Genomic DNA, 25,596 nt, shown 5'->3' on the forward strand with positions numbered 1-25,596 from the left:
TATGGATTTTAAAGCATTACTTCATCAAATAAGTCAAATTTATCAAAAGCTTTCATTAAAGCAAAAAATCGTTGCAGCTAGCTCGATCGTCTTGGTCGTGGCATTTTTGGTATTTTTAACACTTTATAAAAGCAAAAATGAAAATTTTGCAGGCTACAGCGTCCTTTTTGAAAACATTAGTCCAAACGATTCAGCCTTAATACTTGATCAGCTAAATAAAGATGGAATTAAATATAAATTAGCAAACGAAGGCACTATTCTTGTGCCAACGAGTGATGTTTATAAAGAGCGCATCGCTGTTGCAACGCTTGGAATACCAAAAGAGAGTAAAATCGGCTTTGAAATTTTTGATAAGCAAGAATTTGGTGCGACTGATGCTGAGCAGAGAGTAAAATTTCAAAGAGCGCTTGAGGGCGAGCTAGCTAGAACGATCGAGAGTCTTTCTTCTATCCAAAAAGCGACTGTTCGTATCGCTATCCCTAAAGAGAGCGTCTTTACTGAAAGACAAGCACTACCGACCGCTTCTATCGTCGTTGAGCTAAAGCCAGGCGTTAGCCTAAATGCAAAGCAAATTTTTGGTATTAAAAACCTTGTCGCTGCCTCTGTTACAAATTTAAGCACAGAAAATGTAAAAATCGTAAATCAAGACGGAGTCGCACTTGGCGATGAAGATGGTGAGTTTGATAGTGACGCTATAGCCCAGCAGATACGCTATAAACGTGAGTTTGAAAATAATTACGAGCAAAAGATCGTAAATGTGTTAGCTCCTATCGTGGGCGGAGCAGATAAGGTTGTAGCAAAGGTAAATATTGACTTTGACTTTGACAAAAAAGATACAAAAAGTGAAGTTTATGACCCAAATAACGTCGTAAGAAGCGAGAGCAATATCGAAGAAAAACGCCAAGGCTCAGCACCAAATGAAGTAGGTGGCGTCCCGGGTGCAGTTAGCAACATTGGCCCTGTTCAAGGCCTTGATGATAGCACTTTAAAAGAGCAGTACAACAAAAGCTCACAGCAGACAAACTATGAAATTTCAAAGAAAGTGACAAGCATCAAAGGGCAGTTTGCTAGCATAAATAGAGTGAGTGCGGCTGTCGTTATAGACGGACTTTATCAGAGCAAAAAAGACAAAGACGGTAAGCCAACTGGCGAGCTTGAATTTGCCCCACTTACCAAAGAGCAAAGAGAGTCAATCACAAATTTGATCAAGCAATCAATCGGCTACAATCAAAATAGAGGCGATGAAGTAAGCTTAGATAACTTTGAGTTTAAAACTGGCAAAGATATAAGCACTAGCGAGAAGATGGATGGCTTTGTGAATAACTATGTAGTGCCATTTATGCCGCTACTAAAATATATTTTTGCAGCATTGTTGCTCTACATCTTCTATAAAAAAGTCATTGTGCCATTTATGCAAAAGATGCTTGAAGAGACAAAAGAAGAAGAGGAGCAAGTTCAAGATGGACTTGAAGATATTGAAGTAGATGCTGAAGATACGCTTGAGAAATTTAAAGCTGCTCGCAAAAAGGTCGAAGAGCAACTAGGACTTAGTGGCGAGTTTAATGAAGATGAATTAAAATACGATGTTTTACTTGAGAAAATGAGAGCGGTCATCACAGAGAGAAATGAAGAGATAGCAATGCTACTTCAAGATATGGTAAAAAATGACAGCGACTTTAATATGCGTAAGGAAATTTGATGTCAATAAAGCTAAATGACAAGCAAAAAATGATTTATGATGATCTATCGATGCCTGAAAAGATTGCTATTTTGCTGATTCAGCTTGGCGAAGAGGCAACTGCTCTTATATTTTCTCACATGGATGTTGATGTCATCACTGAAATTTCAGGCTATATCGCAACTGCGAAAAATATAGACAAGCAAGTCGCAAGTGCTGTGCTAGAAGAATTTTACGCATTAATGCAGTCAAATCAATATATGAGAAGTGGTGGTTTGGAGTATGCAAAAGAAATTCTTTACCGCACATTTGGTCCAGAGGCAGCTCAGAAAATTTTAGACAAGCTTGCAAAAAGCATGGAAAACTCAAAAAGCTTTGGCTATCTTGATAAGATAAAACCACAACAGCTTGCAGACTTTATCATAAAAGAGCACCCTCAAACCATCGCGCTAATACTAGCTCACATGGACTCAACGAGCGCTGCTGAAACGCTTAGCTTTTTCTCAGATGAGCTAAGAAGCGAGGTTGTCATTAGAATGGCAAATCTTGGTGATATTAGCCCATCGGTGATTAAGCGTGTTTCAACTGTACTTGAGGGTAAACTCGAAAGTCTTACATCTTATAAAGTCGAAGTTGGCGGTCCAAGAGCTGTGGCAGAAGTGCTTAATAGACTTGGACAAAAGGCTAGCAAAAGTACGATCGAACGCATTGAACAAAGCGATGATAAGCTCGCAACAACTATTAAAGAGCTTATGTTTACCTTTGAAGATATCATTAACCTTAATGCAACTGCGATTAGAGAAATTCTTAAAAATGTCGACAAAAAAGACCTTATGGTCGCATTTAAAGGCTCAAGCGATGGCATAAAGGATAAATTTTTATCAAATATGTCTCAGCGTGCAGCAGAAGCCTTTAAAGAGGAGATGCAGTATCTTGGTGCAGTGCGTGTAAAAGATGTTGAAGAGGCTCAAAGACGCATAGTAGAGACAGTGCAAACTCTAGCTGATCAAGGTGTATTCCAAGTTGGCGAAGCAGATGAGATGATAGAATGAAAAGCAGCGTAATAACCAGTGAGACTTCTCCAGCTCACTTTATAGAAAATTACAGATTTAAGGTGCTTGGAGTTGGAGAGCGAGCCACAGATAGTGCTCCTGTATTGATAGAGGAAAATAATCTTAGTGAAGAGTTAAGCGAGCAAAATTTTGGCCAAAAGGGTGAAAATTTCATTCCTCAAGCTAGCTACCAAACGCAGACAAACTCGCAAAATCACTTTGCTTCTCAGGCTCAAAGTCCACAAATACAGCAAGCAGGCGAGTCGAGCTTTGTTGAAGAACTGCTTAAAAAAACAGATGAGCTAAGTAGCAATATCATCAAACTTCAAATGCAAATAGAAAATCAAGAGAGCGAATTTGCTAAACGCCTTGAGGCTGAAATTTCTCGTGCTAAAGAGGATGGTAAAAATGAGGGTATCGCCCAGGCAAATGCGGCAAATGAAGCAAGGATAAATGAGTTAGAGGCTAGATTTAGCACTTCAGCTGCAAAGTTAGATGAGCAGTACGTTAAATTTGATGAGTTTTTAAAGAAGATCGAAGAAGAGCTCGGGCAAACTGCTATAAAAATCGCAAAAGAAGTAATCGATAAAGAAATTTCAACCTCTTCAAATCAGATTGCTCATCATCTAGCAAGCTCGCTTATAAAAGAGCTAAGTAATGTTAAAAATATAGAAATTCGCGTAAATCCCGAAGATAGCGAATATATAAAAGAGCAATTTAGCAAGAATGAACACGTCAAAATAAGCGCTGATGATGCTATAAGCAAAGGTGGTGTAGTTATTATAAGTGATGGTGGCAATATCGATGCGACTATGCAAACAAGGCTAGAAAAACTAAAAATGCTGGTAAATAATGAATAAAGACGTTAAAAGTTTAGATGTTGATGAACTAAACGCACTTTGTCATGACATCAGAGATAAAATTTTAGCCACTGTTAGCAAAAATGGCGGTCATCTTAGCTCAAATATCGGTGCAGTTGAGATCATTGTAGCGATGCATAAAATTTTTGATGTGACAAAAGATCCATTTATCTTCGATGTAAGCCACCAAAGCTACGCACACAAGCTACTAACTGGACGCTGGGAGAGCTTTGATACGCTTAGAAAATTTAATGGTATCAGCGGCTATACAAAGCCAAGTGAGAGTAAATTTGACTACTTTGTAGCAGGTCATAGCTCGACGTCCATTTCGCTTGCAGTTGGTGCTGCAAAGGCGATAAAACTAAAAAATGAAGAGCGCTTGCCAGTAGCTGTCATAGGTGATGGCTCACTAAGTGGAGGCATGGCGTATGAGGCGCTTAATGAGCTGGGGGATAGAAAATATCCTTGCGTCATCATTCTAAACGACAACGAGATGAGCATAAGTAAGCCAATAGGCGCACTCAGCAAGTATCTAAGCCAGATGATGGCAGGGCAGTTTTATCAAAAATTTAAGGGCAGGGTTGAGAAATTTCTAAGCTATATGCCAGATTCAGCTGCATATATGGCTAGACGTATTGAAGAGGGCATTAGACTTATAACCCCTGGTATGTTTTTTGAAGAGCTTGGGCTTGAGTATATAGGCCCAGTTGATGGACATGACCTTTCAGCGCTTCTTAGCACATTTGAGACGGCAAAAAGTATGAAAAAACCAGTCATCGTGCATGTGCAGACATTAAAGGGTAAAGGGTATGAATTTGCTGAGGGGTGTTATGAAAATTGGCACGGAGTTGGACCATTTGATCTAAAAAGTGGCGAATTTATCAAAAGACAGTCAAACAAGTCAGCCACGGCGATTTTTAGCGAACAGCTTTTAAAAATGGCAAGAGAGCATAGCGATATCGTTGGTGTTACGGCTGCGATGCCAACAGGTACTGGCATGGATGCTTTGATACAAGAATTTCCAGATCGTTTTTGGGACGTAGCGATAGCCGAGCAGCACGCAGTTACCTCGATGTCAGCCATGGCGAAAGAGGGCTTTAAGCCATTTGTTGCGATATACTCGACTTTTATGCAAAGAGCCTATGATCAAGTCATTCACGATGCTTCTATTTTAAATTTAAACATTACCTTTGCAATGGATAGGGCTGGTATCGTGGGCGAAGATGGCGAAACGCATCAGGGTACGTTTGATATAAGCTTTTTAAACGCTGTGCCAAATATGGTTCTTTTTGCCCCAAGATGTGAAGAGAGCATGAAAAATGTTATGGAATTTGCCTACTCTTACAAGGGCGTTAGCGCATTTAGATATCCGCGTGGGGCATTTATCTTAAGAGATGAGTTTGAAGCTCAGCCACTTGAGTTTGGCAAGGGTGAAATTTTAGCTGACGCAAAGAGCGATATTGTATTTTTAGGCTATGGCAACGGTGTTGGCAGGGCAAATTTGGTCAGAAATTTACTAGCTGGCAAGCTTGACGTAGTATTAGTTGACCTTGTTTTTGCAAAGCCACTTGATAGTGAGCTTTTACTGGATCTTGCAAAACGCACTAAAAAATGGTACATCTTTAGTGATAGTGCCAAAAAGGGCGGCATTGGTGAGATAATAAGTGCATTTTTACAAGAAAACAAAATCTCAAATATAAGTGTCATTAGCTTTGAGTATGAAGATAAATTTATCCCTCATGGTTCAACCGCTGAGGTCGAAAAGTACCTTGGTATAAGTGCCGATCAGATCACCAAAAATTTACTAGAGAATAATTAATATCATTTAATAAAGAAACGTTTAATATTTTTTTTGCTAGCATAAAGCAAAACTAAAACAAGGAACTTCATTATGCAATATGTATCATTGCTAAAACAATCTGGACTAAAAGTCACGCCACAGCGCCTTAGCGTTTTAAGAATTCTTGATCGTCATACGCACCCAACGATTGATGAGCTTTATGATGAAATTTTAAAAGAGAGCCCATCAGTTTCTCTTGCAACAGTTTATAAAAATTTAAATACGCTAAAAGATGAAGGTCTTGTAGTTGAAGTAAATATCGTCAATCAAAAAGCTAGATACGACATCTACGAATATCCACATATCCATGTTGTCTGTGAAAGCTGTGGAAGCGTCGAGGACGTGAGCTACGATGATGCTGAGCTTGGTAAATATCAAGAAGCGCTAGAAAAGAAGATCGGAAATATAATAGAACGTCTAAACATCGTAGTTAGCGTAAAAAGCTGTAAACACTGTAAATAAAATTTATGTTGCTATTTAGCAGCATAAATTTCATCTTTTTCCTAATAAAAATACTTTTAAAATAAGCCTAAATTTAGCATTTTTCTCATTGTTTTAAGCACTAACTTGCTAAAATGAACAAAAAATTTTGGAGAAAAATGTGAGTTTGGAGATAGAGCGTAAATTTTTACTCAAAAATTCTCAAATTCTAGATTTTTTAAAAGAAGCTGGAGTAGTCTTTAAACATCTTGAAATTTCTCAATTTTATACCAAGATAACGCAAAATGAAGAGATCCGCTTTCGAAGTGAAGAGGATAAATTTATAAAAACTGTAAAGATTGGCAAAGGTCTAATTAGAGAAGAAAATGAAGAATTTTGCGAAAAAGTGGAGTTTAAAAAGGCTCTTAAAAACCGCATCGGTAGCGTTATCTTAAAAGATAGATATATTTTTAAACTAAATAACAATCCTTGTAATATCGATATTTTTAAAAATGAACTAAACGGGCTTTGTACATTTGAAATCGAATTTAGTGATGAAAATGAAGCTGTCTTTTTCAAGCTGCCACCATTTTTAGAAAATTTTTGCCTAAGTGACGTAACTTGCGATAAAAGATATAAAAACAAATTTCTTGCCATCCATGCTAATGAAAATGAACAAATCGACTACAAAAAAGCCTATAAGATCATAAAAGAAAAAGAAATTCTGCCAAATTTTGCTACAAATCTAAAAAGCGGAGAGGCGCTAAGAGTCCTTTTTGTTAGTATTTTTAAAGTAATAAAAAGGCTAAAAAGCCAGTATTTGATAGACAAAGATGAAGAAGTTTTGCATGAGCTTCGCGTAAATTTAAGAAAGGTTAGATCGATCCTTAAAATTTTTAGTGGCGTTTTTGATGAGAAAGTGACACTTTTTTTTGGTGAGAATTTTAAAATGCTTGCAAACTCGACAAACAAAAAGCGAGATTTGGATGTATTTTTAAGCTTTTTAAACGAGCAAAAACATGCAAACGAGCCTATCTATTTTGTGAAAAAGGCTCTAGATTTAGAGTATGAAAATGTAAAAAGCTACCTTGGCGACGAAGAAAACTACGCATTTTTAAAAGAGTGGGAGATATTTTTAAACGAGGGTGAATTTTATAAGTCAAAACTCTTTGACGTAAGCCTCTCGCGACTTGGTTCGTTTAAGCTTAGAACGCTTTTGGTTTTAGCTCAAAAAAGGCTAAAAAGCCTTAATCAAGACTGCCCAAATGAGAGCTTTCATGATCTTAGGATAGAGCTTAAAAAGATGAGATATACATACGAGTTTTTATGTGAAATTTTCTATTTTGAGGGGCTTAAAAAGTATGAAGAGAAGCTAAAGCAGATGCAAGAAATTTTTGGTGATCTTCAAGACTATGACGTCTGGCTCGGTATCCTTAAAAGGCTTCCAGAAATGCCAGATAAAGAGAGGCTCGAGAGTAAAATTTACAAACAAATTTATAAAAGTAGAGAAGAGATACTAAAAAAGCGTCTTAAATTTATAAAAGCAACTCGCAAAATTTCAAGAAATTTAAAAATTTACTACATATAAAAGGGCAAATTTATGCAAAAACAAGAAAAAATCGTTGATATGTTTAATCAGATCGCTCCGACTTATGACGTCGCAAACAGAGTGCTAAGCCTTGGTGTGGATGTGAGCTGGAGGAAATTTGCCTGCAGATATATGCTAGAAATTTTTAAAAATAAAAGCATAAATATCGTGGATGTGGCTTGTGGCACTGGCGATATGATGGGGCTTTGGAGTGAAATTTCAAAGGAATTTGGCGTGCAGGTAAAAAGCCTTACTGGTATCGATCCATCAAGCGGCATGCTAAAAGAGGCTAGGGCGAAATTTCCAAATTTTAAATTTATAGAGGCCTACGCTGACAACACGACGCTTGCAAGTGGTGAGGCTCAAATTTTAAGTATAAGCTATGGTATCAGAAACGTGGTCGAGCGAAAGGCAGCGCTTAGGGAGTTTAACAGAGTACTTGCTCTAAATGGCTACGTAGTCGTGCTTGAATTTACAAAACGCCAGAAAAAGGGGCTTATAACCTCGCTAAGAGATTTTTACCTAAGTAAAATTTTGCCAAAAATTGGTGGCTTTATCTCAAAAAACAAAGAGGCATATGAGTATCTGCCTAGCTCGATCGAAAATTTCTTGGACGCAAAGAGCTTTTGCGACGAGCTAGCCGAAGCTGGCTTTGAGATAGAGCTTTGTAAGGGCTTTAGTATGGACATCTCGACGCTATTTATCGCTAAAAAGGTAAGAGAAATCAATGCTTAGTGTTTCTGAGCTAAACGAAAAAGCAAAGGCACTGCTTGAAGCCACACTTGACTATGTCGAGGTAAGCGGAGAAATTTCGCGCCTTACTAAGCACGCTTCTGGGCACTGGTACTTCACGCTAAAGGACGAGAAGTCAAGCATATCAACTGTGATGTATCGCATGAACAACCAAAAGGTGAAATTTCTGCCAAAAGATGGGCTAAAAGTAAAAATTTATGGCAAAGTGACTATTTACTCGCCAAGCGGCTCCTATCAGCTAGTGGCTAGTACGATGCTGCCTGATGGCGAGGGTGAGCTTGAACTTGCGTTTAGGCAGCTTAAAGAAAAGCTCGAAAATGAGGGGCTTTTTGACATAGGTGCAAAAAAAGAGATACCAAATTTACCTAAAAAAATAGCCCTTGTTACAAGCGCCACTTCGGCAGCGCTTCAGGATATGCTAAAGGTAGTGACGAGCCGTTGGAAACTAAGCGAAATTTATATATTTGACGCGCTAACTCAAGGTGAAAATGCCCCAAGCTCGCTTATAAAAGCTTTAAAAAGAGCCGATAAATACGGCGTTGATGTGATCGTTTTAGCTCGTGGAGGCGGCAGCAAAGAGGATCTTTGGTGCTTTAACGACGAGGGCTTAGCACGTGAAATTTACGCCACCAAAACGCCAGTCATAAGTGCTATCGGACATGAGATAGACTACGTTATAAGTGACTTTGTAGCAGACCGCAGATCGCTTACACCAAGTGCAGCCATGCTAGATCTTTTGCCTGATGAAGAGGCTTTTTTTCAGTATCTTGATAGGCTCAGCGACGATCTTGATAGCGCTTTAAATTTAAAGATCACAAAGAAGCAAAATTTATTAAATTTACTACTTTCTAAATTTTCATCAAATGCTCTAAAAGCTAGGATCGAGCTAAAATTTAGCGAGGTGACAAATAAGCAAAACACCCTAGCAAATGCCATGCAAAGAAAAATTTTAGTCCTTGGCTCGGCACTTGGCTCGCTAGAGAAGGCTTATGAGATGAGGGAGCTCTTTTTTGAGAGCACGAAGGGGCTTATCGAGGTTAGAAAAGATGGCAAGAGAGTCGATCTTATGGATTTAAATTTGAATGATGAGATTGAGCTTATCTCGCAAAATACACATAAAAAAGCAATTATCAAGGAGTAAAAATGAGTAGAAAAATCAACTTTAGCGCAGGCCCAAGCGCGATACCATTAGACGTTTTAGAGCATGCAAAGGCCGAATTTACCGATTACAGAGGCGAGGGCTACTCGATCATGGAGATCAGCCACAGAAGCAAAACCTTTGAGGAGATCCACTTTGGCGCGATGGAGAAGATAAGAAAGCTCTATAATATCGGCAATGAGTATGAAATTTTATTTCTTCAAGGCGGTGCACACTTGCAATTTAGCATGATACCAATGAATTTATATCAAGGTGGCAAGGCCCAGTACGCAAATACCGGCGTTTGGACAAATAAGGCGATCAAAGAGGCAAAAGTGCTTGGCGTAAACGTAGATGTCGTCGCAAGTAGTGAGGATAAAAATTTCTCTTACATCCCTGATGTGAAATTTAGTGACGATGCCGACTACGCCTACATCTGCTCAAATAATACGATTTATGGCACACAGTATAAGGCTATGCCAAAGACTAAATCGCCCCTTGTTGTCGATGCTTCGAGCGATTTTTTTGCTAGACCGCTTGATTTTAGCAGTATTGGTTTGCTTTACGGTGGCGCTCAGAAAAATGCAGGCCCAAGCGGCGTGACTATCGTCATTTTAAGAAAAGACTTGGTTGATCGCGTGAGCAGCCAAAACGTCCCTATATTTTTGCGCTACAAAACGCACGTAGAGGCAAACTCGCTTTACAACACACCACCAACTTTTGGAATTTATCTTTTAAATTTAACCATGGAGCACCTACTAGATCTTGGCGGACTTGCCGAGGTTGAGAAGATAAATGCCAAAAAAGCAAGCACGCTTTATGACATCATAGACGGCTCAAATGGCTTTTACGTGGGCCATGCCAAAAAATCAAGCAGGTCAGATATGAACGTGAGCTTTACGATACCAAAAGATCACGCGCTTGAGCCAGTTTTTGTCGAAGAAGCACTAAAAGAGGGCATGCTAGGGCTAAAAGGTCATAGGCACCTTGGCGGCATAAGAGCTTCTATCTACAATGCCGTTAGCCAAAGTGATGTTGAAAAACTTGGCGAGTTTATGAGAGAATTTGCAAGAAAACATAGCTAATGAATAAAACAAAGAAAGCTTACGATGAAATTCCTTACTTCTCAGCCGCATTTAGCGACTGCTCACCAGTTAGGATAGAAGCGGTTGCTAAATTTCTGGGGCTTAAAGCAGCTAGCCTAAAAGAGGCTAGAGTGCTTGAGCTTGGCTCATCATATGGCGGTAACATCTTGCCATTTGCCATTTCGCATAAAAACGCAAAAGTCGTTGGTATCGACATCTCAAGCCATCAAGTGGCTGAAGGTAACAAGGTAGCAAAGCAGATAGGTTTAGAAAATTTTACTTTGCTCGAGCGAAATTTTTTGCACATGAACGAAAGCGATATAAAAGAGCTTGGGGAATTTGACTACATCATTGCCCACGGCGTTTATAGCTGGGTGAGTCCAAATGTAAGAGATGCGTTGCTTGCCACGATTAAGGCACTACTTAGCAAGGATGGTATCGCTTATGTTTCGTATAATACCTATCCTGGCTGGAAGAGCCTTGATATTTTAAGAGATTTTATGCTTTTTGTTAGCTCAGGCAACGACAGCAAAGAAGCACTTGCTCGCGTAAAAAGCGAGTTAAATTTCTTACAGGATTATTTGAAATTTAGCTTACAAAGCCAAAGCGATGTCGTATACAAAGATAGTATGAAGCTTCTTTTAACACAGCTAAATTTCTTACAAAGCATCATCGCAAAGGGCAATGATTATTATATATTGCATGATTTTTTGGAGGCTAGCAATGAGCCAACTTACTTTCATAAATTTGCCAAGCATATCGACAAACACGGGCTTTGCTACGTCATAGACGCTTCGCTAAATGATATCTTTGCAAGCTCAACTGGAATTTACCGCTTTGACGCGCATATCGAGCAAAATTACAACTCTCGCATCAAAAAAGAGCAACTAAACGATTTTTTATTTAATAGATCATTTAGAAAAAGCCTCATCGCTCACAAGGAGAGGCTTAGCGGTGCTGAGGACTTTGATGCGGTACTTGGAGAGAGCGAGCTCGATAGAATTTATTTTTCATATTTTAGCGAGCAGTCAAGGACAAAAACGCAAGAAATTTTAAGCAAAAGCTATCCACAAAGCTTAAATTTAAGTGAAGTAAAGGCGGCACTTGGCGAGAATGCAAATGAAGCTTTTGTGGGACTGCTTGAAATTTTAAACGATCAAAATACTAAAATTTCTTCCTCAAAACTCAAAGCACTCACATATGAGCCTAGTAAAACCAAACTAAAGCCTAGAGCTGCTGCGTATCTTAAGTATTTTTTAAATGCTAGCTCACCAGTTATCTCTTTGGCAAATGAGCTAAATGGCAAGCTAAGCTTAAGCCATGAAGAGATCAAAATCGCCTTAAAATTTGATGGCAAAGCTAGTTTAAAAGATATCGCAAAGAGCGTAAATTTAAGTAAAGACGAACTAGATAAGCTTGCTTTTAAATTAAGCGAAGCCTATTTTTTTGAAGAAATTTAAGACTAGCTAGCCTAGCCTTAAATTTTTGATTTAGCCAAATATCATATCTTTTAAGATCAGAATTATCATTGCTATGTAAAAGAGTAAAAACCACTTTTTAAGTGCTTTTTTATCCATAGCTTGTGTCTTTTTGGTGCCAAAGTAGGCCCCTATTAATGAGCCAAGTCCTAGGAATGTACCCTCCAAATAAGAGATGTGGCCGTTTAAAGATAGTGAGATAAAGCCTGAAATGGCTGCAAACATCACGAAAAATACGCCCATTGAAACGGCTTTTTTCATATCATAGCGCAAGAAGCCAACTAAAATAGGAGCTATAAAAACCCCACCGCCTATGCCTATACTAATGGCAAGTGCACCTATGCAAAAACCAACTAGAAATAGCAAAAACACTGAGTTGTTCGCATTTGTACCGTCACTATTTGGTGTGAAGTATAGTTTTATGAGTGAAAAGATAAAAGTTGCAAGCAAGAGCAGTTCGAGTAAGAGCTCAGGTGTATGAGATACGATTATGCCACTAAAGCTAGCTCCGACCAATCCTCCAAGACCTAAAAATACGCCGCGGTTTAGTTTTAAAAGTCCAGCTTTGTAGTTTAGATATGAGCCAAAAGTCGCACTAAATATCATCTGCATGACGCTTATGCCAATAGCGGTTTTTATGTCATATCCAAAGGCGACCATTATAGGAACGACGACCGTGCCGCCACCGATGCCAAAAAAGCCAGCGATGTATCCAACACCGATACCAATTATAAAAAGTTCAACAAAAAGCATAAATTTCCTTTTACGAGTGCCAAATTTTAGCCAAGCGGTGTTAAAAAAATAGTAAAAAGGTGAAATTTGGGCATAAATTTAGAAATTCGATAAAAATTTTAAAAACTAAAAGCGAACTTTTTTTATAATCATTAAAAATTTAAAGGAAAAAAATGCTCTTAGAACAACCACTGTTTTATTATGAAGTGATTAAAGAAAAATTTAAAAATAGCTACCTAGCCGAGGATAAGACGCAAACGATTATAGGCATTGATTGCGATTATATAGATGAAAAGGATATGGATTTTTATGGGCTTAGAAGTTATTTTGATACAAATCGTAATAAATCTTTAGCTCCATTTGCAGGTCTATTTGGTGTTTTTGCTTATGATGGCGTGAGATATTTTGAATATATCGGAGAAGAGAAAGCTAAAAAGTATGAATTTCCAAAATTTATCTATGCCGATGCAAAGGCCTATCTACACTTTGACAAGATGAGTAAAATTTATACATTTTATGGAGATAAGAATAAATATTATGACTTTTTGCTTGATGCGAAAGTTGAATGTAAAGGCAAAGAGCAGAGTAAATTTAGTATAAAAACTGATCTTGGTAAAGAAAAGAAACACTTTGAGGATATGGTTGAGTTATCAAAAGAGTATATAAGAAGTGGCGATGTCTTTCAGGTGGTGCTTGGTGAATTGCTTGAAATTTCAACGAATATGAGCAGTTTGGAATTTTATAAAAAGCTCTCACTTACAAATCCAAGCCCATATATGTTTCATTTTCCTACACCTTACGGCGATGTGGTTGGCTCTTCGCCAGAGCTTGTTTTTGAGATGAAAAGTGAGCAAATTTTTGTAGCACCAATTGCAGGCACAAGGCCTAGAGGAAGTGATGCAAATGCAGATGTGGCACTTGAAAATGAGCTTTTAAGTGACGAAAAGGAGCTGGCTGAGCACAAGATGCTAATCGATCTTGCCAGAAATGACATCGGCAGGGTTTCGGAACCAAAAAGTGTAGCTGTAAGAAATGCGATGCATATCCAAAAATATGAAAAAGTAATTCATATCGTAAGCGATGTCTATGGAAAGTGCGCTAAAGGGCTTGATCTTTTTGACGTCTTGGCTAGCATTTTTCCGGCTGGCACACTAAGCGGAGCCCCAAAAATAAGAGCTATGCAGATAATCAATGAGCTTGAAATTTCTGAGCGAAATATCTATGGCGGCGGCATTGGATTTTTACATTTTAATGGTGATGCTCAGGTTGCTATTCTTATTCGATCAGCCATATTTGTACCAAGTGAAAATGGCTTTAGTGACGTATTTGTGGGGGCTGGAGCTGGTATAGTTTATGACTCAAAGAGCGAAAGAGAATACGCCGAAATTTGCCATAAACGAGCAAGCGTGCTAAATGTATTTAAAAATAACGCAAAAGAGTTTTAGGCGTTAAACTTAATAAATTCATAAGAGCTTTTAGCATAGCTAGTGCCCATAGAATCGATTTGCTCTCTTACGGTAGCTGAAAGCTCTGCTTTTGTGATATTTTTAGCTAGCACTTTTACAAAAGGAAATTCACTTCTTTCTTGTGCGCCAAATATCAGCACTCTTGTATCAACCTTTTGGCTTTGTCTTATCTTATCAACAACTCTTGTTAGCTCTTCATAGTTGAAGCCTTTTACATTTTCATCTACAAGAACGATGCCGTAAGTTTTGGTCTTTATCTTTGTTAGTAGCTCATCAAAGCTATTTGTGGTTTCAAGTGTGTTGTAAAATTCTCCTAAAGCTGAGCTAAATATTTTATTTTCCATTGGCGATTTCTTAAATAAAATAATATTTTCGCTTTTTGCTAGATAGCTTTCGTCTATTGCAATCTCACCAAAATTTGGCAAAAATTTTCTAAAAATTTGAGCTAGTTCGTCGCTATTTATTGGCGTTTTTATATAGGCATTGAAGTATTCTTTGACGCTGTCTCCATCTATATTTGAAGTATTTGAAAGCATTAGTATAATTGGAATTTTCGCATTTTGTATGGCTGCTTTTATAAGATCAAGATTTTTTTGAAGGCTATTTTTTTCAGCTTCGAAAAATTTCGAGCCAACAAAGATAAGGTCAAAATCGCCTTGCTTTATGGCTTGTTTTAGATCTTTTTTATTGCAAACTCCAACAACTTCACAGTTAAATTTACTAAAACCACTTGCTGTTATATCTATGTAAATTTCATTAGTATCGCAGATTAAAATTTTTGGTTTATCGTTTAAATTTTTATTCATAATATCAGCTTCGCCTAAGCAAAGTAGCCTTGTGATGCTTAATGGAGTTAATGGATCTTTTAAAATGAGCGGATTTTTAACATCCTGACCTTGCTTATTGGTGTTTCTTAAAAATATAGCATCATAATTTTTTGTAATAGATGGGCTAGTGCTTGTTAGCATATCCACTTTGAGCCCAAGGTCTTTTGTAGTCTGCTCAAAAGCTTCGTTGTAAGCGATATTTACATCTTGCAAGAATGCTAATTTATGATTGCATTTTATATCAAAGTCTTTATAGTTTGATGTTGTTTTAAAAATGACTACAAATTTAAACTCATTGCCAATACTTTGAAACGAATTAATCTCCAGCTTGCTTTCTAAATTTTTTAAATAAATTTGAGCGATTTTTAGATAAAACTCGCTCTCATCATTATTTAAGCTATTCTCATCATCTGAAAATATATCTGAAATTTGCTTTTCGCTCATGGCAGCTGAGCTATTTTTTATGCTAAAGCTTACAGAACAAAGTCCGCTTCTATCAAACTCTTTTTGAACTTTTTTGATAGCGATGATAATGTTTTGATGTCTTAAAGACATTGATAAAGATGCCAAAAAGATAGAGTTAAATGCGGTTTTTAATGAATTTAGATTTCCTTCTAGTTCATTTGTAAGGCTTGGATCAAGATAGCTTATAAAATTTATCTTTTTGCTTTGCGAATAGACGATGTTTGCTTGCAAAATTTCTTCAAAGCTTTTTTGAGGATCAAATATCTCAGTTTTATTGCACTCGCTATATTTTTTAACATTTGAGATATTTTTAGCATTGTTATAAAGTGAAGTCATGATATTTGCATTTTTTTCTATCGTGTCTATAAATACTTGCTTTTTGCTATTATTTGTTTCTATTTTTAAAGCCGCAGTCGATGTAAAAATTTCTTTATTAATAGACTCTAGTTTCTTGCTTACTGACAAAATATATCTATCTTTTATCTGAAAAAAGCTACTATCTTTTACATAGGTTTCTTTTAGATCTTCATAAGTTTTTATAAGCTTTGATATCGCATTATCTGCACTTGTCTCTTTTGATGATAGGATATAGTTTGATATGTATTTTGACTTATCGATAAGCACCTTTAAAAATTTCAACCTAGCAGAAATACCAAGCAAAGACAAAATGAGCAATCCACAAAGCAAAAACTCAAAGAAGGTCTTTATACCAAAGCTTATTTTCTCACTCTTGGTAAGTTCTAGTAGCTCATTTTTTATGTTTATGGCACTGTCTAATAAAAGCATAAAGTTATCATCTTCATACTGTTTGATTAAGATAATATCTTCGATATTTAGTTTTTCAGAAAATGCGATCTTGGCTTTAGCTTCTCTTATTTTTTTAGCTTGATAGTTGGCTTCAAACTGATTAAAGTCTTTGTAAATATTCTCTTTTAGCTTACTTTTTGGAAGCATATCAAGATTTGGCGTGCTATCTTTTACGGAATATATATTTTCTCTCACATTATTGTTTATTGAAAATAAAGGGCCATTTATAAAGATGTTTTTTACGTAGTATTTGGTATTATTTGCTAAAGAGAGTTGATTGTAAATTTTACTTAAAGTCGCGGCATAAGCTTTTATTATAAGCGGAAAGTTTCGGTCTAAGTCTTGTTTAAAATCGCTATCTATTTCTCCATTTATATTTTGGAAAAATTCGTAAAATAGTTCATCAAATTTATCATTTTGGTTTAGATTTGCTAGCAATTCTTTTAATTTATTTATATTTCGTATCTCAGTGCGATCGTCTTTTCTTATAGAATTTATAAATTTTTGTGTATTTTTTAAAGTGTTATCCCGCAACCTTCTTATATCTTCTTGGCTTTTGCCTATTAGTGTATCGTGCTCTTGTATTACGGATTTTATAGTTTGAAATACTAAGGATTGTTTATATAGTTTTTCATTTAGATCTTTTAGATCTGTGAATTTTTTATAGCTTTCATTTCCACTATATGCACAAAAGATCGCTGAAATTATTATTGGCGCTAACAATATATAAAATTTATTATTTTTCATTGATACTCTTTTTGCTATATTTTTTAACGATATTTTCTATCTCAATTAGTCTTTTGGTAAAAAGAGACATCTCTTTCATCTTTCCATTTTGATTGTTATCTAAAAAAGCGTTAAGCTCATTTGCAAGGTTATTAAGCTTTAAATTTAATGCAGCTTCTCTTATCTCATTTACGTATTTTTTGAGCATTATCTCATCTTTTGCGATTATGGCTGATTGGATCTGGATAAGAATTTCTCTTGCGTTGCGTAAAAATATATTTAAATAGGATGCAAAATCTTTTTTACTTAAATTTAGTATTTTAAGTGATGTTTCAAACCAGGAATCATCGATAAGTGACTGTGTCTGTGTGTCAAAAAGATACCATGCGTTTAGTTTAAAAACAGGCAGTCTTAATGTAGGTTTTACTTTTACTGCTGCTATTAGGTTTTGGTTGTTTATTATGTCTTGCTTCTCTAAAAGCACGATAAAAAATTTTTCGCCATTTTTTAAAATAGCATTTTGCAATCTCGCTTCTAGTAAGATAGCACCACCATCTTTTCTTTTTAAATTTACTCTAGCGCTATTATCTTTCGTATTTTGTAAAAATTCTAAGAAGCTGTAGTTTGTACTTTCTTGGCTTGTTATTACTAGCTCACTTATATCTTTGTATTGCAACAAAAAATCATCTAAACTATCAAAACCCAATAGCTCAAGTGAATCTTGCGTTATCGCAGATATTTTTAAATTTTCATCATATATTATCACTTCAAATTTCCTTCTTTGAGTACTGCAAGCTTTTCTGCTACGCTTTTATTTGTTATTTTTGCCACTTCGTCTAAATTCGCTTCGCTGATTTTATCAAAACTTCCGTAAAAGCTGATTAATTTCGCGATACTGCCCTCAGATACGCCAGCTTGTCTTAGCATTGATCTTTGCATATCGTTTTTCTGCCTTGTTTTTCTGTGAAAGCTGATGACAAATCTATGGCTCTCATCACGCATTTTTTGGAAAAACTGAAGCTTTTTATCGCTCGTACTTAGGCTAAAACTGCCATTTTTTGTGTAAATTTTATCCTTTGCCTCGCCTTTTGCGCGGTGAGCTTTGGCATCGATTTTTTCTTTTGAGATAGCGATCACATCGACATTTGCGCCACTGCTTGCTAAAATTTCACAGGCTAAGTTTAAAAGCACTTCACCACCGTCAATGACCCAAAGATCAGGCGGGCTAAGCTTGTCAAATCTAAGTGCTCTGGCTGTCAAACTCTCTTTCATCTGATCGTAGTCGTTTTTGGAGCTTAGGTGCATATGGCGGTAGTTTTGCTTCGCCCACTCGCCGTGTTCATAGCGCACCATCGCCCCCACACTTGCCTCACCAAAAAGATGTGAGTTGTCGTAAGCCTCGACCACGTAAGGCGTGTGAGCTAGGTCAAAGTACTCTTTTATTTCGTTTAGTAGCTCGTTATCGTGCGTTTTTAGGTATTTTTCGATGCTAACTTCAGCATTTTTTGTAGCGATCTCACAAATTTTACGTTTATCGCCAATTTTAGGGCATGTGATGCTAAATTTACGTCCAAATCTCTCGTTTAAAATTTCCTCCACCAGCTCACTATCTTCAAAGCTCTCATGCACATAAATTTTGGTGCTAATTATTGGCTGTCCAGCTATGAAGCTCTTTAAAATGGCCTGCTTATAAGCTTCGTTTATCTCGTCTTTTTGAGCGTTTTTTGCCTGCGTGATGTCAGTTTTTACGCCAGTTATCTTGCCACTTTGCACGCTAAATCTCACCGCACAGATCATATCATGCACGCAAGCGACCGAGTAGGCCTCGAAGTCCTCAAGTTTAGCAAGATCAACTTCAACCTTTGTTTGCATATTTTTAAGTGTTTGTATCTTATCTCTAGTCGCGGCTGCTTGCTCGTAGTCTTCAGCCTTGGCGTAGTTTAGCATGAGCTCTTCAAGGCGAGTGATGAGCAAATTTGGATTTTGTAAGGCCGCGATAGCCTCGTTTACGATCTTAGCGTAGTTTTCTTTTGAAATTTTGCCTTCACACGGGGCATAGCAGCGTTTTAGCTGATAAAAAAGGCAGGCTTTTTTGCCTTTGATGCAGGACTTTTTCTGAACGAGGTTGAAATTTAGATAAAGCGCCTCAAGTAGCTCGCTAGCTCCACTAAAATATGGCCCAAAATAGCGGATATTCGAGCCTTTTACCACCTTTCTAGTGATCTCAAATCTTGGAAAATCATCATTTAAATTTATAAAAATATAAGGGTAGGTCTTATCGTCACGAAGCAAGATGTTGTATTTTGGTTTTAGTTGCTTGATGAAAGAATTTTCAAGTATTAGAGCGTCTGCTTCGCTTGGCGTGACGATGTATTCAAGATGCACAGCTTCGCTTATCATCTTTGAAATTCTTGGGCTTAGTTTTTCAGCCGGAGCTAGGCTTGGGGTAAATTTAAAGTAGCTTTTGACCCTATTTTTTAAAATTTTGGCCTTGCCAACGTATAAGAGTCTATTTTGCGCGTCAAAATACTGGTATACGCCAGGCTCGTTTGGAAGTGTTCTTATCTCGTCTATTAGCATCTTGCCTGCTCATTTTTCTTGAGCAAAATTTCTCTTAGCTCTTCAAATTTCTGGTGTATTTGCTCGTCTTTTGCTAAATTTTTAAACTCGCCTTTGCTAGCTGGCGTATAAAAGATGGCACTTTGCTCTTTTTGATTAAAAAATTTTAAAAATTTGCTCACGACAAATCTTATATTTTCTTCTTTTTTGTTTTTTGTATAGTTGATTTCGTTAAGAGGTTTTGGAGTAAGAATGCTGTTAAAAACGCTATTTTTATTAAATTTGCAAAAGGTTTTTAATAACCTTTTTATATCATTTATACTACTATCACGCCTAAGCTCTAAAAGCCCAGTGGGATGAGTAAGAACAAAGGTCAAAACACCTTCTCTAACGTAGCAAAAAGCTATGTAAAACCGTTTTGCTTTCCCCATAAGCTCTAAAAGCTGTTGGCACTCATTTGCCATGCTTAATTTTTCTTTATACAAAGGATTTTCGTGAATAGTATTTATCAAAAATTTAGCGTTTTTCATGGGCTTATCTTATCATCTTTTATTTTAATTTTTACTCTTTTTGCATTTAGCGGTTGTGGCTATAAAGACGATCCATTTTATGGAAATGCTCCCGTAAAAGAAAAGAAAACTGACAAGATAAACAAAATCTAGTAAAATTTTCGTATTTAAATAAAAATGTAATGTAAGCTTAATAATTTTAACTAACCTAATTTTTAGGCTCATTTAAGTAATATACCAAGATTTTTTATTCTACAAGGAGAGTATAATGAGGTTTTTTGGACTTCTAGGCTTGTTTTTCGCGATGGCTTTTAGTGCTGATGGAGAAACCGCAGCTATTGACTTAACTACTACGTGGGCAGGAATTTTATCGCTTATAATTTTTATTGTTGGATATTTTTTCATAGCAGCAGAAGAAAATTTCCATATCGACAAAGCAAAACCTGCTATCTTTATCGGTACATTTATGTTCCTACTTATCGGTGTTTATATGCTTATAAATGGCATGGATGTGCATTTGCTTGAACATGAAGTAAATCACCTGATTTTAGAGATCGCTCAGATAGTATTTTTCTTGATGGTGGCGATGACATTTATCGAAGCACTTATAGAAAGAGACGTATTTAATGCACTTAAATATAATCTCGTATCAAAAGGCTTTACTTATAGAAAGCTGTTTTGGCTAACTGGTATTTTGGCATTTTTTATAAGCCCAGTAGCTGATAACCTAACAACAGCGCTTATTCTTTCAACCGTTCTTCTAACAATAGATAGAAATAATACAAATTTCTTAGTTGCTGGTGCGATAAATATCGTTGTCGCAGCAAATGCGGGCGGAGCATGGAGTCCATTTGGCGATATCACTACGCTTATGGCTTGGGCTGCTGGAAAAGCACCATTTGTCGACTTTTTCGCACTTTTTCCAGCATCTATCGTAGGTTGGTTTGTAACGGCATTTTTACTTTCTCGCGTGGTGCCAAGTACTGCACCGCATTTTGACGTAGCAAACGAGCCAAAAGTGGTTATGAAAAAGGGCGGCAAAGCAGTTATCTTTATAGGTGCATTTACTATCTTTTGTGCAGTTATGATGCACCAGCTTTTTCACTTACCAGCGATGTGGGGCATGATGTTTGGCTTCTCGCTACTTAGCCTTTATACTTACTATTTCAAAAAAGCTCACAAAAATGAAGAGCCAATGCATGTATTTCACTATATGTCAAAGATCGAAAATAACACACTATTTTTCTTCTTTGGAATTTTAGCTGCAGTTGGCGCTCTTCATTTTGCTGGATTTTTAAATTACGCTGTATCACTTTATGATAAATTTGGCTCAACTGCTGTAAATATTGGCGTTGGCTTCCTTTCAGCGATCGTTGATAACGTTCCAGTTATGTCAGCTGTTTTGAAAGCAAATCCAGCAATGGGAGCTGATGTAGGAGAGGCAATGAGTCAGTGGCTATTAGTGACACTAACTGCTGGTATTGGTGGTTCGATGATCAGCTTTGGTTCAGCAGCTGGTGTTGGAGTAATGGGTAAATTAAAAGGAATTTATACCTTTGGTGCACATATGAAATACGCTTGGATGGTGGTTCTAGGATATATCGTATCAATCATTGTTTGGTATGTGCAGTTTGAAATTTTTCATATCTATTTTTAAAAGGTTATAAATGAACAATACGATTATAGTTTTGGATTTTGGTTCGCAATACACTCAGCTAATAGCTAGAAGGCTAAGAGAAGAGGGCGTCTACACTGAAATTTTGCCATTTAATGCAAAGCTTAGTGAGATAAAGGCGAAAGAGCCAAAAGGTATCATTTTAAGTGGCGGTCCAGCTAGTGTTTATGCTAAAGATGCTTATTTTTGCGATAGTGGTGTCTTTGAGCTAAACATCCCTATACTTGGCGTTTGCTACGGCATGCAGCTACTTGCTCACACGCATGGAGCGGAGGTTTTAGCGGCTGATCAAAAAGAGTACGGCAAGGCCGAGCTTAGCATTGTTAAAGAGCATGAGCTATTTAAAGATACACCTTCAAAACAAATCGTATGGATGAGTCATAGTGACTATGTAAAGGACTTGCCAGAGGGCTTTGAAGTGATCGCTATTAGTGAAAATTCGCCTTATTGTGCTTTTGGCGATGATAAACGAAAATTTTATGCGATCCAGTTTCACGCAGAAGTGCAACACAGCGAATACGGTACGCAAATTTTAAAGAATTTCGCTAAATATATCTGCGGTTGTGAGAGCACATGGAACATGGGAAGCTTCGCTAAAAATAAGATAGAAGAGATAAGAAAAATAGTAGGCACTCATAAGGTACTTTGTGCAGTTAGCGGTGGCGTGGATAGCTCCGTGACTGCGGCACTTTTAGCGGCTGCCGTGCCTGAAAATTTGATCCTTGTCTTTGTTGATAACGGACTTCTTAGAACAAACGAAAGAAAGCAGGTTGAGGCTACATTTAGAACAAAGCTTGGCGTTGAGCTAGTTAGCATAGACGCGAGCGAGACCTTCCTTGGACGCTTGGCTGGCGTAGTTGATCCTGAGAAAAAACGCAAGATAATAGGTGAGACATTTATAGAAATTTTTGAGCAAGAGGCTAAGAAGCATGGCGATGTGAAATTTTTAGCTCAGGGCACCCTTTATACTGATATCATCGAAAGCTCAGTCGTTGGCTCAAGCAAGACGATAAAGAGCCACCATAATGTTGGCGGTTTGCCTGATTGGATGACATTTGAGCTAATAGAGCCACTAAGAGAAATTTTTAAAGATGAGGTTAGAAAACTAGGCCTTGAGCTTGGACTAAGCCGTGATCTAGTATTCCGTCATCCTTTCCCAGGACCGGGCCTTGCTATCCGCATCATGGGTGAAGTAAATAAACCAAGCCTTGAGCTACTTCGAAAAGCTGACGTGATCTTGCGCGATGAGCTAAAGAGCACTGGCTGGTACAACAAAACTTGGCAGGCATTTTGCGTGCTTTTAAATGTAAATTCTGTTGGTGTTATGGGTGATAACCGCACTTATGAAAACGCTGTTTGTGTACGTGTGGTCGATGCGAGTGATGGCATGACTGCAAGCTTCTCACGCCTGCCGTACGATCTGCTAGAAAACGTAAGCCGCCGCATCATAAACGAGGTAAACGGTATAAACCGCGTAGTTTACGATATCTCAAGCAAGCCACCTGCAACTATTGAGTGGGAATAGAGTAAAAATATTTTTGCTGTAAAACCGTTGAAAATACAATATTGCAACGGTTTATTGAAGCAAAAAGCTCCTTAGTGATACTGTTTTGATACTAAAAATGAGAAAAAGTAGGTTTAAAAGAGAGTTTTAAATTTAGATAAATTGTTTAGAGAGCCTCCCATTATTTTGCTGGGAGGCTTTTGTGGAAAAAGCGGTTAATAAATTTGAATAGGTTATAGTAATAAAAATTATTTGTATCTGAGCCCACTTTAACATACTAATAATGCAGGATATTCATTTATACCTTACCTAAACAAAAATTTAGATGCTATTAATAAATGCTTAAATGGTGATACATTGTATGGGATTTGTTTTGGTTTGAATTTTTTGAAAGAAGCGTCAACATGAGACACAAAGATACAAGAATAGAATGTGAAGAGTTATGGGCAAAAAATAAATATTTTGTACTAAGCAAATCGCATAAAGCATATTTGGAGATAAGGGCGTATTTGAGGGAAAAAGAACTGGATGTTTTATGGATAAATGAAAAAATACAGGAAACAAGAGATATGAAGGAGAGCAAAAAAGATTTTAGTAATGCCATTCTTCATATATGGGGATATTTTAAAAAAGACGCAAGTACAATTGAAAAACAGGTATTATTTGATATATTAAATGGATATATGGAAGGGGAAAATAGTCAGAAGGTTGTAATTGAATACATTAACACTTTACTAAAGAAATACCCTAATGAATATTTAGAAAAATCAACCTTGTTAACAGGAGAAAAATATGAGACTATGGCATGAAAAACTTATCCACTTATTGCCCAAAAGTCAGCTTCTTGGGCAACATAGGGAATGTTGTGCTCTGAGGGGCAATGGATGGAAAAAGAAACATAAAACTGTGGACTATGTGTTTACATATTCCCCGTATCATCTTTTTATTTACCATGTATTGGTTATGGAGGAGATGGAAAAAAGGGGATATAATGTTTCTGTGGAATGGAAAGATAAAAATTATAGAGGAAGGACGGCAGAAAAGTACAATAATCTTAAAGAGGAAATTATAGGCAGTCCAATTTACAAAGAGCACAATATCGAATATCTAGCTGATTGCATAGAGAATTTAAGAAACAAAGGTATACATTTAAAAGTATAGAAGTTGTGGAAGAGTAAATTGATATAAAAATAAAAGAAGTTGAAGATAAATTAGAAAAGCAAGCTGTGTCAAGAGAAATATTATATGACCTTTCAGAATGGTTTGGAATACTGAAAAGTACAGAATAATATATTCGTGATTCACAGAAAAGACTTTTCTCGCTTATCATATAAATGATGAGCTGGTTGGTTTTGTTGTATAAATGCAACCGGCAAAGATTGCACAGATATTTTTGTAATTGGCATAGAAAAGAAATTCCATCAAATGGGTGTTGGATCAGTACTTAACGAAGCTTACAAAACTATGGCAAGGAAGTCGGGTTACGCATATTAAAAACAGAAACTAAAAAGATACCGTTATAGAATAAAAGAAACAAATATGATATGGTAATTATTGAGTGGGAGTAGACACAAAAATCCCTTTATGAAATTTTCTGTAAATGGAACTTCTTTATACGCATTGGTTTTAATTAGGATATATTTTATCTTTTTATTAACATTGGTCAATGAAATTTAGTTCTTAACCTTTTATAATTTTGCAAAAAAGGATATAAAATGAGTAAAATTTACAATCTAAACGCCGACACGAAAGTCGTCGCGAAAAGCGTTGTTAGCAAGAGAATTTTTGATTGCGAGAATGCTCATGTCGATGTATTTGCTTTTGATACGGGCGAGGAGCTAGATCATGAGATGTTGTTTTGTGACAGCCTCGCATGGGTTGTAGAAGGCGGTGCTAGCCTATACTACGGTGAAAAGCAGATGCATATAGGTAATGAGCAAGCTTGTCTGATAGAGAAAAAAGTGTGGCGCAAGCTAGTTTTTAACGAACCAACGAAATATATTTCAATTGATTTTAAGGAGGATTTAATGATAGATCATTTACCTAAGGCAGCTATTTTTAGCTTAGTTGATGCAGTCGAATACGAAAAAGGCAAAATCGTTAGCAAAACGCTCGTAAAGAACGAAAACGGCTCAATGTCATTACTTAGTTTTGACACAGACCAAGAGCTCTCAACTCACGCAGCACCAGGTGATGCACTACTTATCGCACTTGATGGCGATATGAAGCTAACTATTGGTGATGAACATTTTGATATCAAAAAAGGCGATACCATCGTGCTTCCAGGTAAAATACCACATGGATTAAAGATAAAAGATAAATTTAAAATGCTTTTAATCGTCACTAAAGACAAAATGTAATACTAAGCCCTATTTTTAGGGCTTTTATATTTTATAAATCACGTTAAATTTACCCTTAATAACCCAAAAAGCAA

General features: G+C 36.8%; 22 protein-coding genes. 17 read left to right on the forward strand and 5 right to left on the reverse strand.

Annotation, left to right across the window (positions count from 1 at the left end):
- Position 1: 1 nt before the first annotated feature.
- The 10 genes from fliF (at position 2) to F3G75_RS02390 (ending at position 11,874) form a co-directional block, all read left to right on the forward strand.
- Entirely contained in the window at positions 2 to 1,699 is a 1,698-nt protein-coding gene (gene fliF, locus F3G75_RS02345; RefSeq protein WP_107776351.1) for a flagellar basal-body MS-ring/collar protein FliF, read from the forward strand.
- A complete protein-coding gene (fliG, locus tag F3G75_RS02350; RefSeq protein ID WP_021091747.1) occupies positions 1,699 to 2,730 on the forward strand; it encodes a flagellar motor switch protein FliG in 1,032 nt (343 codons plus the stop codon). Before fliF ends, fliG begins: the two co-directional genes overlap by 1 nt.
- Positions 2,727 to 3,590: a flagellar assembly protein FliH gene (gene fliH / locus F3G75_RS02355; RefSeq protein WP_149716404.1), complete on the forward strand. Its 864-nt coding sequence runs from the start codon at positions 2,727 to 2,729 to the stop codon at positions 3,588 to 3,590. Before fliG ends, fliH begins: the two co-directional genes overlap by 4 nt.
- Positions 3,583 to 5,409: a 1-deoxy-D-xylulose-5-phosphate synthase gene (gene dxs / locus F3G75_RS02360; protein ID WP_149716405.1), complete on the forward strand. Its 1,827-nt coding sequence runs from the start codon at positions 3,583 to 3,585 to the stop codon at positions 5,407 to 5,409. Before fliH ends, dxs begins: the two co-directional genes overlap by 8 nt.
- 72 nt (positions 5,410 to 5,481) lie before the next feature.
- Positions 5,482 to 5,892, forward strand: coding sequence for a Fur family transcriptional regulator (locus F3G75_RS02365; RefSeq protein WP_149716406.1), 411 nt, complete (start codon positions 5,482 to 5,484; stop codon positions 5,890 to 5,892).
- Between the two features lie 139 nt (positions 5,893 to 6,031).
- Positions 6,032 to 7,438, forward strand: coding sequence for a CYTH and CHAD domain-containing protein (locus tag F3G75_RS02370; protein WP_223154369.1), 1,407 nt, complete (start codon positions 6,032 to 6,034; stop codon positions 7,436 to 7,438).
- A gap of 12 nt (positions 7,439 to 7,450) precedes the next feature.
- Positions 7,451 to 8,173, forward strand: coding sequence for a bifunctional demethylmenaquinone methyltransferase/2-methoxy-6-polyprenyl-1,4-benzoquinol methylase UbiE (gene ubiE / locus F3G75_RS02375; RefSeq protein WP_149716407.1), 723 nt, complete (start codon positions 7,451 to 7,453; stop codon positions 8,171 to 8,173).
- Positions 8,166 to 9,332 carry an exodeoxyribonuclease VII large subunit gene (gene xseA / locus F3G75_RS02380; RefSeq protein ID WP_149716408.1) on the forward strand — a complete coding sequence of 389 codons (1,167 nt, stop codon included), beginning with the start codon at positions 8,166 to 8,168 and terminating at the stop codon, positions 9,330 to 9,332. The genes ubiE and xseA overlap by 8 nt, the downstream gene beginning before the upstream one ends.
- Before the next feature lie 2 nt (positions 9,333 to 9,334).
- Positions 9,335 to 10,414 carry a phosphoserine transaminase gene (gene serC / locus F3G75_RS02385; protein ID WP_149716409.1) on the forward strand — a complete coding sequence of 360 codons (1,080 nt, stop codon included), beginning with the start codon at positions 9,335 to 9,337 and terminating at the stop codon, positions 10,412 to 10,414.
- The gene (locus F3G75_RS02390) at positions 10,414 to 11,874 is read left to right on the forward strand and encodes a methyltransferase regulatory domain-containing protein (RefSeq protein ID WP_149716410.1); all 1,461 of its coding nucleotides are present in this window, start codon (positions 10,414 to 10,416) and stop codon (positions 11,872 to 11,874) included. Before serC ends, F3G75_RS02390 begins: the two co-directional genes overlap by 1 nt.
- Positions 11,875 to 11,904: 30 nt before the next feature.
- On the opposite strand, the gene F3G75_RS02395 is transcribed toward F3G75_RS02390, so the two are convergent.
- Complete coding sequence (locus F3G75_RS02395; protein ID WP_103560421.1) at positions 11,905 to 12,645, reverse strand: sulfite exporter TauE/SafE family protein; 741 nt, start codon at positions 12,643 to 12,645, stop codon at positions 11,905 to 11,907.
- Between the two features lie 152 nt (positions 12,646 to 12,797).
- On the opposite strand from F3G75_RS02395, the gene F3G75_RS02400 reads away from it, so the two are divergent.
- Entirely contained in the window at positions 12,798 to 14,069 is a 1,272-nt protein-coding gene (locus F3G75_RS02400; RefSeq protein WP_149716411.1) for an anthranilate synthase component I family protein, read from the forward strand.
- Here the strand turns inward: F3G75_RS02400 and F3G75_RS02405 are convergent.
- The 4 genes from F3G75_RS02405 to F3G75_RS02420 are packed head-to-tail and all read right to left on the reverse strand — an operon-like array spanning position 14,066 to position 19,959.
- Complete coding sequence (locus F3G75_RS02405) at positions 14,066 to 16,936, reverse strand: response regulator (RefSeq protein WP_149716412.1); 2,871 nt, start codon at positions 16,934 to 16,936, stop codon at positions 14,066 to 14,068. The two genes, F3G75_RS02400 and F3G75_RS02405, sit on opposite strands and share 4 nt — an antisense overlap.
- Positions 16,926 to 17,681 carry a hypothetical protein gene (locus F3G75_RS02410; protein ID WP_149716413.1) on the reverse strand — a complete coding sequence of 252 codons (756 nt, stop codon included), beginning with the start codon at positions 17,679 to 17,681 and terminating at the stop codon, positions 16,926 to 16,928. The genes F3G75_RS02405 and F3G75_RS02410 overlap by 11 nt, the downstream gene beginning before the upstream one ends.
- Positions 17,678 to 19,495 carry an excinuclease ABC subunit UvrC gene (uvrC, locus tag F3G75_RS02415; protein WP_149716414.1) on the reverse strand — a complete coding sequence of 606 codons (1,818 nt, stop codon included), beginning with the start codon at positions 19,493 to 19,495 and terminating at the stop codon, positions 17,678 to 17,680. The genes F3G75_RS02410 and uvrC overlap by 4 nt, the downstream gene beginning before the upstream one ends.
- Positions 19,489 to 19,959 carry a hypothetical protein gene (locus F3G75_RS02420; RefSeq protein ID WP_223154426.1) on the reverse strand — a complete coding sequence of 157 codons (471 nt, stop codon included), beginning with the start codon at positions 19,957 to 19,959 and terminating at the stop codon, positions 19,489 to 19,491. Before F3G75_RS02420 ends, uvrC begins: the two co-directional genes overlap by 7 nt.
- 9 nt (positions 19,960 to 19,968) lie before the next feature.
- Between F3G75_RS02420 and F3G75_RS09270 the strand changes: the two genes are divergently transcribed.
- The 6 genes from F3G75_RS09270 (at position 19,969) to F3G75_RS02450 (ending at position 25,522) form a co-directional block, all read left to right on the forward strand.
- Positions 19,969 to 20,136, forward strand: a complete 168-nt coding sequence (locus tag F3G75_RS09270; protein ID WP_021091736.1) for a hypothetical protein — start codon at positions 19,969 to 19,971, stop codon at positions 20,134 to 20,136.
- A 115-nt stretch (positions 20,137 to 20,251) separates the two neighbouring features.
- Positions 20,252 to 21,640, forward strand: coding sequence for a sodium:proton antiporter NhaD (gene nhaD, locus F3G75_RS02425; RefSeq protein ID WP_149716416.1), 1,389 nt, complete (start codon positions 20,252 to 20,254; stop codon positions 21,638 to 21,640).
- Between the two features lie 10 nt (positions 21,641 to 21,650).
- Positions 21,651 to 23,183, forward strand: coding sequence for a glutamine-hydrolyzing GMP synthase (gene guaA, locus F3G75_RS02430; RefSeq protein ID WP_149716417.1), 1,533 nt, complete (start codon positions 21,651 to 21,653; stop codon positions 23,181 to 23,183).
- Positions 23,184 to 23,566: 383 nt separating this feature from the next.
- Entirely contained in the window at positions 23,567 to 23,971 is a 405-nt protein-coding gene (locus F3G75_RS02435; protein ID WP_149716418.1) for a YbgA family protein, read from the forward strand.
- Entirely contained in the window at positions 23,955 to 24,323 is a 369-nt protein-coding gene (locus F3G75_RS02440; protein ID WP_072595107.1) for a TIGR02328 family protein, read from the forward strand. Before F3G75_RS02435 ends, F3G75_RS02440 begins: the two co-directional genes overlap by 17 nt.
- Positions 24,324 to 24,877: 554 nt before the next feature.
- On the forward strand, positions 24,878 to 25,522 hold the full coding sequence (locus F3G75_RS02450; protein ID WP_149716419.1) for a cupin domain-containing protein: 645 nt from the start codon (positions 24,878 to 24,880) through the stop codon (positions 25,520 to 25,522).
- Positions 25,523 to 25,596 lie beyond the last annotated feature (74 nt).

Origin of the sequence: Campylobacter concisus, assembly GCF_902460705.1 — a bacterium.
Classification (GTDB): Bacteria; Campylobacterota; Campylobacteria; order Campylobacterales; family Campylobacteraceae; genus Campylobacter_A; species Campylobacter_A concisus_Z.